The following is a 10304-nucleotide window of genomic DNA, read 5'->3' as shown; positions in this document are numbered from 1 at the left end:
GCCCGGGCGCCTTTCGGGCTCCCGGGCCCTCGCCGACCGGACGCCGGCGACGCGCCGCGCGCGGAGGGCGCCGGCATCGCGCCGCGCGCGGAGGCTGCCGCCATCGCTCCGCGCGGAGGGAGCGCATCGCGCGCGGTGTGCGTCCCGCGAGGCCGGGCAGGGGAGAATGGGTCGGTACGCAACGGACCCAATGGTCGACCTTGCTGAAGGCTTAAGGAGCGGGACATGCAGCACGCGCGAGCAGGGCAGGTCGCGGAACCCGGTGACCTCGTCGATGTGGCCCGCCTGGTCACGGCGTACTACGCGCTGCACCCCGACCCGGCCGAGCCCGGTCAGCGGGTCGCCTTCGGTACCTCGGGGCACCGCGGCTCGTCGCTCGCGACGGCGTTCAACGAGGACCACATCGCGGCCACCAGCCAGGCCATCTGCGAGTACCGCACCGCGCAGGGCACCGACGGCCCCCTGTTCCTTGGCGCCGACACCCACGCCCTGTCCGAGCCCGCGCGGGTCACGGCCCTTGAGGTGTTCGCCGCCAACGACGTGAGCGTCCTCATCGACCAGGGCGACGGCTACACGCCCACCCCGGCGGTCTCGCACGCCATCCTCACCCACAACCGGGGCCGCACGTCCGGCCTCGCCGACGGTGTGGTGGTCACCCCCTCGCACAACCCGCCCGCCGACGGCGGCTTCAAGTACAACCCCCCGAACGGCGGCCCGGCCGGCTCCGAGGCGACTTCCTGGATCCAGGACCGCGCCAACGAGATCATCTCCGCGGGCATGAAGGACGTACGCCGCATCCCCTACACCCGCGCCCTGGCCGCGCCCGGCACCGGCCGCCACGACTTCCTCGGCGCCTATGTCGCCGACCTGCCGAGCGTGCTGGACCTGGACGCGATCCGGGCGGCCGGCGTGCGGATCGGCGCCGATCCGCTGGGCGGTGCCTCGGTCGCCTACTGGGGCCGGATCGCCGAGCAGCACCGGCTCGACCTGACGGTGGTCAACCCGCTCGCCGACCCCACCTGGCGTTTCATGACGCTGGACTGGGACGGCAAGATCCGGATGGACTGCTCGTCGCCGTACGCCATGGCCTCGCTCATCGAGCAGCGCGACCGCTTCGACATCGCCACCGGGAACGACGCCGACGCCGACCGGCACGGCATCGTCACCCCGGACGGTGGGCTGCTCAACCCCAACCACTACCTGGCCGTGGCGATCTCCTACCTGTTCTCGCACCGCAAGGAGTGGCCCGCCGGGGCCGGGATCGGCAAGACCCTCGTGTCGTCCGGAATGATCGACCGGGTCGCGGCGGACGTCGGCCGGAAGCTGGTCGAAGTCCCGGTCGGGTTCAAGTGGTTCGTGGACGGTCTGTCCGACGGGACGCTCGGCTTCGGCGGCGAGGAATCGGCGGGCGCGTCCTTCCTGCGCCGCGACGGCTCGGTGTGGACCACCGACAAGGACGGCATCATCCTGGCCCTGCTCGCCTCCGAGATCACGGCCGTCACCGGCGAGACGCCCTCCCAGCACTACGCGCGGCTCACCGAGCGCTTCGGTGCCCCCGCCTACGCGCGCATCGACGCCCCGGCCTCCCGCGAGGAGAAGGCGCTGCTCGCGAAGCTGTCGCCGCGCCAGGTCACCGCCGACACCCTCGCGGGCGAGCCGGTCACCTCGGTGCTCACCGAGGCTCCCGGCAACGGCGCCGCCCTCGGCGGGGTCAAGGTGTCGACCGCCAACGCCTGGTTCGCGGCCCGCCCCTCGGGCACCGAGGACGTCTACAAGATCTACGCTGAGTCCTTCTCAGGACCGGAGCACCTGCAGCGGATCCAGGAGGAGGCCAAGGCCATGGTGCTCGCGGCCCTGAACACCTGACACCCGACACCTGGCACCTGGCACCTGACACCTGACACCTGACATCTGCTCGGGCTCCCGCTGCCCGACTTCCAGAGGTGCGCGCTCACTCCCACACCACGATGTTCCGCCGCACCGGCACGGACGACGCGTCCGTGGCGAACAGTTCGGGGGAGTGGGCGCGGATGCGCTCGATGTCGTCGAAGACGGCCCGCAGGTGCGTGCGCATGGCCGTGCGGGCGAGCGGTACGTCCCCGCCGGCGATGGCGTCGAAGATCTCGCGGTGCTGGGCGACGAAAACGGCAGGCGACACGTTCTCGTGGAGGCCGAGGCGCCGGGCCCGGTCCAGGTGGCCCTTGGCGGCGGCGACGGTCGTCCAGACGTTCCCGTGCCCGCTCAGCCGCATCAGGCCCTGATGGAACGCCTCGTCGAGATCGAAGAACTCCTCCAGGCCGAGGTCCGCGCGCCGCTGCCGGCCGAGGTTGTCCCGCAGTTCCTCGACGAGCGCGGTGTCCAGTGCGGCGGGCAGATCGTCCAGTGAGGCGAGTTCCACCGCCTCCCGCAGGAACTGCGCGTCGGCGACCTGCCCCGGGTCGACGCGGGACACGAACGATCCGATCTTGGGGAAGACCTGCACCAGCCCCTCCTGGGCCAGCAGGATCAGGCTCTCCCGCACCGGTGTGCGGCTGACGCCCATCGACGCGGCGAGTTCGTTCTCCGAGAGGGCCGCGCCCGGAGCGAGTTCGAGGGTCAGGACCATCTGGCGCAGTTTCAGATAGATGTCGCGCCGGTTCGTCCGCCCGTTCGTTTGAGCCATGGGCCCATCGTACGTAGAAGCACGGCACAAGTATTGCCGTACTGCGATACAGCTGCTTGTATACAAGTACTTCGCGACCGATCGCGACCAAGGAGTGCCTGTGAGCAGGATCGAAAGCGTCGAGGTGTTCGTCGCCTCCCCCGGCCGGACCTTCGTCACGCTCCGGATCACCACCACGGACGGGGTGACCGGCCTGGGCGACGCCACGCTCAACGGCCGGGAGCTGGCCGTCGCCAGTTACCTGCGCGACCACGTGGTCCCGCTGCTGATCGGCAAGGACCCGTCCCGTATCGAGGACATGTGGCAGTACCTGTACAAGGGCGCGTACTGGCGGCGCGGACCCGTCACGATGACCGCGATCGCCGCCGTCGACACCGCGCTGTGGGACATCCTGGGCAAGACCGCCGGACTGCCCGTGTACAAGCTGCTCGGCGGCCGGTCGCGCGACGGCGTACTCGTCTACTCGCACGCCAGCGGCACCGACGTGCCCTCGCTCCTCGACGACGTCCAGCGCTATTTGGAGCTGGGTTACAAGGCCGTACGCGCCCAGGCCGCCGTGCCCGACGTCGGGGGCACGTACGGGGTGCGCAAGGGCAAGGTCTACGAGCCCGCCGCGACCGAATTGCCCGACGAGCAGCCCTGGGACACCGAGGCCTATCTCGACTTCGCGCCCAGGTACCTGGAGGCGGTCCGCGAGCGCTTCGGCTTCGGCTTCCATCTCCTGCACGACGTGCACCACCGGCTCACCCCGAACGAGGCGGCCCGGTTCGGCAGGAGCGTCGAGGCCTCCCGGCTGTTCTGGATGGAGGACCCGACCCCGGCCGAGAACCAGGAGTCCTTCCGGCTGATCCGGCAGCACACCACGACACCGATCGCGGTCGGCGAGGTGATGAACTCGATCTGGGACGTCCAGCACCTCATCACCGAGCAGCTCATCGACTACGTACGCACCACCGTCGTCCACGCGGGCGGCATCACGCACCTGCGCCGCATCTTCGACCTCGCCGCGCTCCACCAGGTACGGACCGGTTCCCACGGGGCGACCGACCTCTCACCGGTGAGCATGGCCGCCGCCGTGCACCTCGACATCGCCGTGCCGAACTTCGGCATCCAGGAGCACATGGGCCACCCCGACGAGACCGCCGAGGTGTTCCGCACGGGGGTGACGTTCGCCGACGGCATGCTGTACCCCTCCGACGAGCCCGGCCTCGGTGTCGAGTACGACGAGAAGGCGGCCGAACGCTTCCCCTACCAGCCGCGCTACCTCCCGGTCGCCCGCCGGCTCGACGGGTCGGTGCACGACTGGTGAGCGCCGACGACCAGTTGAGCCGCACGGCACTGCCCCGGCTCGCGCCCGGACTGCGGCCCGCCGTCGACCCGGCCGAACTGCGCACCCGTGTCGTCCACTTCGGCCTCGGCGCCTTCCACCGGGCCCACCAGGCCGTCTACACCGAGCAGGCCGCCGCCCGCTCCGGTGAGCCCTGGGGCATCACCGCGGTCGCGCCCCGCTCGGCCGGGACCGTGCGCGCCCTGCGGGACCAGGACTGTCTGTTCTCGCTCACCGAACGCCGTCCGGACGGACACCGCACCCGCGTCGTGGGCTCGGTCGTCGGCGCGCTGGCCATGGGGCCCGACGCCACGGCCGTCGACGCCCTGCTCGCCGATCCCGGGGTGACGGTCGTGACGCTGACCGTGACGGAGAAGGGCTATCACCGGTCGGCGTCGACCGGCGGCCTCGACCTCACGGCCGGGCCCGTCGCCGCCGACCTCGCGGCCGGTCCCGACGGACCGCTCACCACGGTCGTCGGGCGGCTCGCCGCCGGCCTCGCCGCCCGGATGCGGTCCGCGGCACCCCCGATCTCCGTCGTGTCCTGCGACAACATGGCGGGTAACGGCGCCGCCCTGGCCGGCGTCGTCCACGACTTCGTCCGCGCGTCCGCCTGGCCGGACCGCTCGGCGATCCTGGACCGGATGGCCGGGGCCGTAGCCTTCCCCGCGACCGTCGTGGACCGGATCGTGCCCGCCACCGGCGAGGCCGACCTGACGACGGCCGCCACCGCGCTCGGTGTACGGGACGCGCTCGCCGTGACGGGGGAGCCGTACCGCCAGTGGGTCCTTGAGGACTCCTTCGACGCCCCCCGGCCGCCCTGGGAGCTCGACGGCGCCCTGTTCGTCCCGGACGTGGCGCCCTACCAGCTCACCAAACTGCGGCTGCTGAACGGCTCCCACTCCGCCCTCGCCCACCTCGGCCTGGCCGCCGGACTCACCACGATCGCCGAGACCATGGCCACGGACTGGGGCGAGCGCCTCGTCCGGGCGCTGTGCGCGGAGGTGGCACCCACCCTCCCCGCGGGCGGCCCGGACCCCGTCGCGTACGCCGACGACCTCGTCGTACGTTTCCGCAATCCCGCCATGCACCATCTGCTGCGGCAGATCGGCTCCGACGGATCCTTGAAGATCACGGAGCGCTGGCTGCCCGCGCTGCGCGAACTGCGCGCCCGGGGTACATCTGTCGCGGGCGCCAGGGCGGCCCCAGTGCTCGAACTCGCCCTCGCCGGCTGGGCGCACGGCACCCGCGGAGCCGGCGCCTCCTCCGGTTCCAGCGCCCCTGCCCGCTCCGACGCTCCCTCCGATCCCGCCGCCGAGGCGCTCGCCGCCTGCTGGACGCCCGCGACCCGACCCGCCGGGACCGTACGCGCGCTGCTGCGCGTCCTGGGCGCCGCGGACCTGGCGGACGACGACGCCCTCACGTCGGCCGTCGCGGACCGGCTCCCCGCCCTGGCCGCCGGACGCGTCGAGATCTGACCCCTCCCGAAGCCCCCGTACCCCCGTACTTGTTCCCCGCCCCCGTCCCCCCGGTACTTGATCCCCGCCCCCGTCCCCAACAGCTTCCTCGGTTACGAACAACGGAGTTCACGATGAAGGACAGCGTCATAGCCGCTCAGCAGACGCCTTCCGCCCAGCGCAGCACCCGCGATCTGACCCGCGCCGCCGTCTCGGGCTGGCTCGGTACGGCCATGGAGTTCATGGACTTCCAGCTCTACTCGCTGGCCGCCGCGATCGTCTTCAACAAGATCTTCTTCCCGGACGTCAGCCCGGCCATCGGACTCATCGCCGCGATGGCCACCTACGGCGTCGGATACGTCGCCCGGCTCGCCGGAGCCGTCTACTTCGGGCGGATGGGCGACCGGCTCGGCCGCAAGAAGGTCCTGTACATCACCATCCTGCTGATGGGTGCCTCCACCACCCTCATCGGCGTCCTGCCCACGTACGCCACCATCGGCATCCTCGCGCCGATCCTGCTCGTCGTGCTGCGGCTGGCACAGGGCTTCGGCGCGGGCGCCGAGATCGCCGGGGCCACCGTGATGCTCGCCGAGTACGCGCCCGTCAAGCGGCGCGGCCTGATCTCCTCGCTGGTGTCGCTCGGCACGAACTCCGGGACGCTCGCCGCGTCGGGCCTGTGGGCCGTCCTGCTCGCCGTGCTCAGCGAGGACCAACTGCTCTCCTGGGGCTGGCGGTTGCCCTTCCTGCTGAGCTTCGGCCTGATGCTCTTCGCGGTCTGGGTGCGGCGCAGCCTCAAGGAGAGCCCCGTCTTCGAGGAGCGTCCCGATGTCGTCGACGGGGTGGCGCTGGCCCGCGACGAGGTCGAGTCCGTGATCGCCGCCGCCGACGAGCACCAGGGCAGTGTCCTCGCGGCGGGCATCCGGCAGCGCAAGGGCAAGGCGTTCTTCCTCGCCCTGGGCCTGCGCTTCGGCCAGGCGGGCAACTCCGGGCTGATGCAGACGTTCCTCGTCGGCTACATCGCCACCAATCTCGCGGTCGGCCGGTCCGTACCGACGGACGCGATCGTGTACGGCTCCCTGGCGGGCTTCGCCACCGTGCCGCTGATCGGCCTGCTGGGCGACCGCTTCGGCCGCCGCTCGGTCTACCTCGCCCTCTCCGCCCTCACCGTCGTCCTCGCCTTCCCGGTGATGCTCCTCATCACCTCCGGATCGACCCCGGGTGTGATGCTCGGCATGGTCCTCGGGCTGAACGTGGGAGTCCTCGGACTGTTCTCGCTCGAAAGCGTCACGATGGCCGAACTCTTCGGCTCCCGCACGCGGTTCACCCAGCTCGCGCTCTCCAAGGAGATCGGCGGCATCCTCGCCACCGCGATCGGCCCGGTCCTCGCGGCCACGCTCACCGCCGTCACCGACAGCTGGTGGCCCATCGCCGCCATGCTCGTCGTCTACTCGCTCATCACCTTCGTCAGCGCGTACCTCGCCCCCGAGACACGCGGACGCGACCTGGTCCGGCTGGAGGACGCCGTATGAAGACGATCACCCCCCACATGAGGGCGGTCGTGGTGCACGGCCCCGGCGACGTACGCGTCGACGAGCGGGCCCGGCCCGCGCCCGGCGCGGGCGAGGTGCTGCTGGCCGTGGAGTGGGGCGGCATCTGCGGATCCGACATCGCGTACTGGAAGAAGGGGGCGTCCGGCACCGCCTCGCTCGCCCATCCGCTGGTGCTAGGGCACGAGTTCGCGGGCCGGATCGCCGCGCTCGGCGACAGCGTCACCGGCCTCGACGTGGGACAGGCGGTCACCGTCCACCCCGCCAGCCTCGTCGGCGACGGCGTCCTGCCCCAGCGGCTCGCCGGCCGGACGAACCTCTACCCGCGCGTCCGCTACTTCGGCTCGGCGGCCTTCGACCCGCACACCGACGGCGGGTTCAGCGAGTACCGGACGGTCGACGCGGCCCAGATCCGGCCGCTGCCGGCCGGCGTGAGCACCGAACAGGGCGCGCTCGCCGAGCCGTTGGCCGTCGCGCTGCACGCCGTCGGCCGGGTGTCCGAGCTGCGCGGCCGTACGGTCCTCGTCAACGGCTGCGGACCGATCGGCTCGCTCGTCGTCGCCGCGGCCCGGTACCGCGGAGCGGGCCGCGTGATCGCCGCGGACCTGTCGCCGTCCTCGCTGGCCGTCGCCCGCGCCATGGGCGCCGACGAGACCCGCGACCTCTCCGCGGGCGAGAAGCTGCCCGAGGACGTGGACGTGGTCTTCGAGGCGTCCGGCGCCCCGGCCGCGCTCGGCCCCGTACTGCGGGCCACCGCCCGCGGCGGCACCCTCGTCCAGGTCGGCAACCTGCCCGGTACGGCCGTGGCGGCGGCCCTCGGCGACCTGGTGACCCGGGAGATCACCTGGATCGGCTCGTACCGTTTCGTCGAGGAGATCGACGACGCGCTGCGGGCACTCGGGGACGGTCTGGACGTGACCCCGCTGATCACCCACCGCTTCCCGCTGGAACGGGCCGAGGAGGCGCTCGCCGTCGCCGCGGATCCGGGCAGCGGAAGCAGCAAGGTCATGCTGCGGCTGTGCGCCGCCTGAACCGTTGACCCACGGTCGCCGGCCGCCGCAGCCGACCCATTTCAGCCCCTGCCTCGCAGCCTCACTTCCGCCCCTCACGGCTGCCCCAGTCAGGTCCGCCGTCCGCCATCCGCCTGGAGAAGCCCGTGTCCCTGCCGCCCCCTCCCCGCGCCGCCGACGGTCATGAGCGGGCGGCCGACGTCGTGTGCGTCGGCGAGACGATGGCCGTGCTCGGCCCGCCGGACGCCGGACCCCTCGCCGAGCAGTCCCTGCTGAGCTTGGCCGTCGGCGGTGCCGAGTCCAACGTCGCCTGCGGACTCGCCGGACTCGGGCGCCGGGCCGCCTGGCTGAGCCGGGTGGGCGACGACCCCTTCGGCCACCGCATCCTGGCCGAACTGACCGCGCGCGGCGTGGACGTGAGCGCGGTGGAGACCGATCCGGAGCGCCCGACCGGCGTGTACTTCAAGGACCCGGCCCCTGATCCGGAATCCGGCCCCGGCCACACCCGTACGTACTACTACCGTGGCGGTTCCGCGGCGTCCGCGATGGGACCCGACCTGGCCCGGCACCCGGCGCTCCGCCGGGCCCGGATCCTCCATCTGTCAGGGGTCGCCGCGGCCCTCTCCGACAGCTGCGCGCTGCTGCTGGAGGCGCTGCTCGTCGGACGGCACGACCGTGCCACGCCGGGTCCGCTCGTCTCCTTCGACGTGAACCACCGCCCCGCCCTCTGGCGCCGGGGAGGCCACGACACCACGGAGGCCGCGCGGAGCCTGCTGGCGCTCGCCCGCGCCGCGGACATCGTGTTCGTCGGCCGGGACGAGGCCGAGGAGCTGTGGGGCACCGCCCGCCCGGACGACATCGCGGAACTGCTCGCGCCCGGACCCGCCGTGGTCGTCAAGGACGCCGAGCACGGAGCGACCTCGTACGCCGGTGGTGTACGGACGTTCGTGCCCTCGCTGCCCACCAAGGTGGTCGAACCGGTCGGCGCGGGCGACGCGTTCGCGGCCGGCTATCTGACGGGAGTGCTGGAGGACCGCGACGAACGCTCCCGGCTGCGCCTCGGCCATCTGGCGGCCACCGCCGCGCTGCGGACCAGGGACGACGTCCCCGGCATGCCGCCGCGTACGGAGACCGACCGCTGCCTCGCCCTGGACGAGGACGCGTGGGCCGCCACGGCACGCCGCTGAGAAAACGGGCGCGCGGTGCGGGAACAGAACGGCAATCGAGCCAACGAGTGGCCGAACACCGTGCGTTGAGGGCCGGTGGCGCACATGGGCCGAGGGGTGAGGAATAACGTGGGCGCCCACGACCGGCGTTCGGCGGTTCCGTGATCCTCACACCACCCACGCATACGCACGCACAGGAGCGTCCATGACTGACGAGGCAGAGAACCCCGAGCCGGAGACGCTCGCCAGGATCGACACCTCCGTGCCGCAGTCGGCCCGGATCTGGAACTACTGGCTGGGCGGGAAGGACAACTACGAGGTCGACCGGGTGGCCGGTGACGCGTTCCGTGCCGTCTTCCCCGGAATCGAGACCGGAGCGCGTGCCGCCCGGTACTTCCTCGCCCGCGCCGTCCGCCATCTGGCCGCCGAGGAGGGCGTGCGGCAGTTCCTGGACATCGGCACCGGGCTGCCCAACGTGGACAACACCCACCAGATCGCCCAGCGGGTGGCGCCCGAGAGCCGGATCGTCTACGTCGACAACGACAAGCTGGTGCTGGCGCACGCCCGCGCGCTGCTCACCAGCACACCGGAAGGCGTCACCAACTACGTCGACGCCGATCTGCGCGATCCGGGCACGATCGTGCGGGAAGCCGCCAAGACGCTCGACTTCGACCGGCCGGTCGCGCTGATGCTGATGGGCATCCTGGGCCACATCGAGGACTACGACGAGGCACGGTCGATCGTGCGGCAACTGGTCGACGCGCTGCCGTCCGGCAGCTACCTCGTGCAGTACGACAGCACCGACACCAGCAAGGCGTACGTCGAGGCCATCCAGCAGTACAACGAGGGCGGCTCGATCCCGTACATCCTGCGCAGCCCCGAGCAGATCGAGGGCTTCTTCGACGGACTTGAGCTGCTCGAACCGGGTGTGGCGTCGTGCTCGCGCTGGCGCCCCGACACCGAGGCCCTGGGCCTGCCCGCCGAGGTGCACCAGTACGGCGGCGTCGGCCTCAAGCGCTGAGCGGGGCCCGGGGGGCGCGGGGCGGCCCCCGCCCGCGGCGCCCGCGGACCCGCGGGCACCCGTGAGCGTGGGGGTTGCGGGGGGGTTTAAAAAAAAAAAAGACCCACAGAAAAA

8 protein-coding genes are annotated in these 10304 nt (G+C 72.1%); 7 read left to right on the top strand and 1 reads right to left on the bottom strand.

All coding sequences use genetic code 11. The annotated features are described in order from the left end of the window. Positions 1-225: 225 nt before the first annotated feature. Entirely contained in the window at positions 226-1866 is a 1641-nt protein-coding gene (pgm, locus tag ACFWGJ_RS36085) for a phosphoglucomutase (alpha-D-glucose-1,6-bisphosphate-dependent) (protein WP_387333053.1), read from the top strand. Positions 1867-1951: 85 nt separating this feature from the next. Here pgm and ACFWGJ_RS36080 read toward each other — a convergent pair whose 3' ends face one another. Then, positions 1952-2662 carry a GntR family transcriptional regulator gene (locus tag ACFWGJ_RS36080; RefSeq protein ID WP_387333051.1) on the bottom strand — a complete coding sequence of 237 codons (711 nt, stop codon included), beginning with the start codon at positions 2660-2662 and terminating at the stop codon, positions 1952-1954. A gap of 100 nt (positions 2663-2762) precedes the next feature. Here ACFWGJ_RS36080 and manD point away from each other — a divergent pair, with 100 nt between their 5' ends. From manD to ACFWGJ_RS36050, 6 genes are all read left to right on the top strand, one after another. Next, the gene (gene manD, locus ACFWGJ_RS36075; protein WP_387333049.1) at positions 2763-3971 is read left to right on the top strand and encodes a D-mannonate dehydratase ManD; all 1209 of its coding nucleotides are present in this window, start codon (positions 2763-2765) and stop codon (positions 3969-3971) included. Beyond that, positions 3968-5467 carry a mannitol dehydrogenase family protein gene (locus tag ACFWGJ_RS36070; protein WP_387333047.1) on the top strand — a complete coding sequence of 500 codons (1500 nt, stop codon included), beginning with the start codon at positions 3968-3970 and terminating at the stop codon, positions 5465-5467. The genes manD and ACFWGJ_RS36070 overlap by 4 nt, the downstream gene beginning before the upstream one ends. A 113-nt stretch (positions 5468-5580) precedes the next feature. Further along, on the top strand, positions 5581-6975 hold the full coding sequence (locus ACFWGJ_RS36065; RefSeq protein WP_387333046.1) for an MFS transporter: 1395 nt from the start codon (positions 5581-5583) through the stop codon (positions 6973-6975). Further along, the gene (locus ACFWGJ_RS36060; protein ID WP_387333044.1) at positions 6972-8024 is read left to right on the top strand and encodes an L-idonate 5-dehydrogenase; all 1053 of its coding nucleotides are present in this window, start codon (positions 6972-6974) and stop codon (positions 8022-8024) included. Before ACFWGJ_RS36065 ends, ACFWGJ_RS36060 begins: the two co-directional genes overlap by 4 nt. Positions 8025-8149: 125 nt before the next feature. After that, entirely contained in the window at positions 8150-9190 is a 1041-nt protein-coding gene (locus tag ACFWGJ_RS36055; protein ID WP_387333042.1) for a sugar kinase, read from the top strand. A 184-nt stretch (positions 9191-9374) separates the two neighbouring features. Continuing rightward, positions 9375-10190 (top strand): SAM-dependent methyltransferase, encoded by an 816-nt coding sequence (locus ACFWGJ_RS36050; RefSeq protein ID WP_387333040.1) that lies wholly within the window; start codon positions 9375-9377, stop codon positions 10188-10190. Positions 10191-10304: the final 114 nt, after the last annotated feature.

The organism is Streptomyces sp. NPDC060205 (assembly GCF_042728395.1).
In the GTDB taxonomy this organism is placed as follows: domain Bacteria; phylum Actinomycetota; class Actinomycetes; order Streptomycetales; family Streptomycetaceae; genus Streptomyces.
This window is presented reverse-complemented; position numbering and strand designations above follow the sequence as displayed.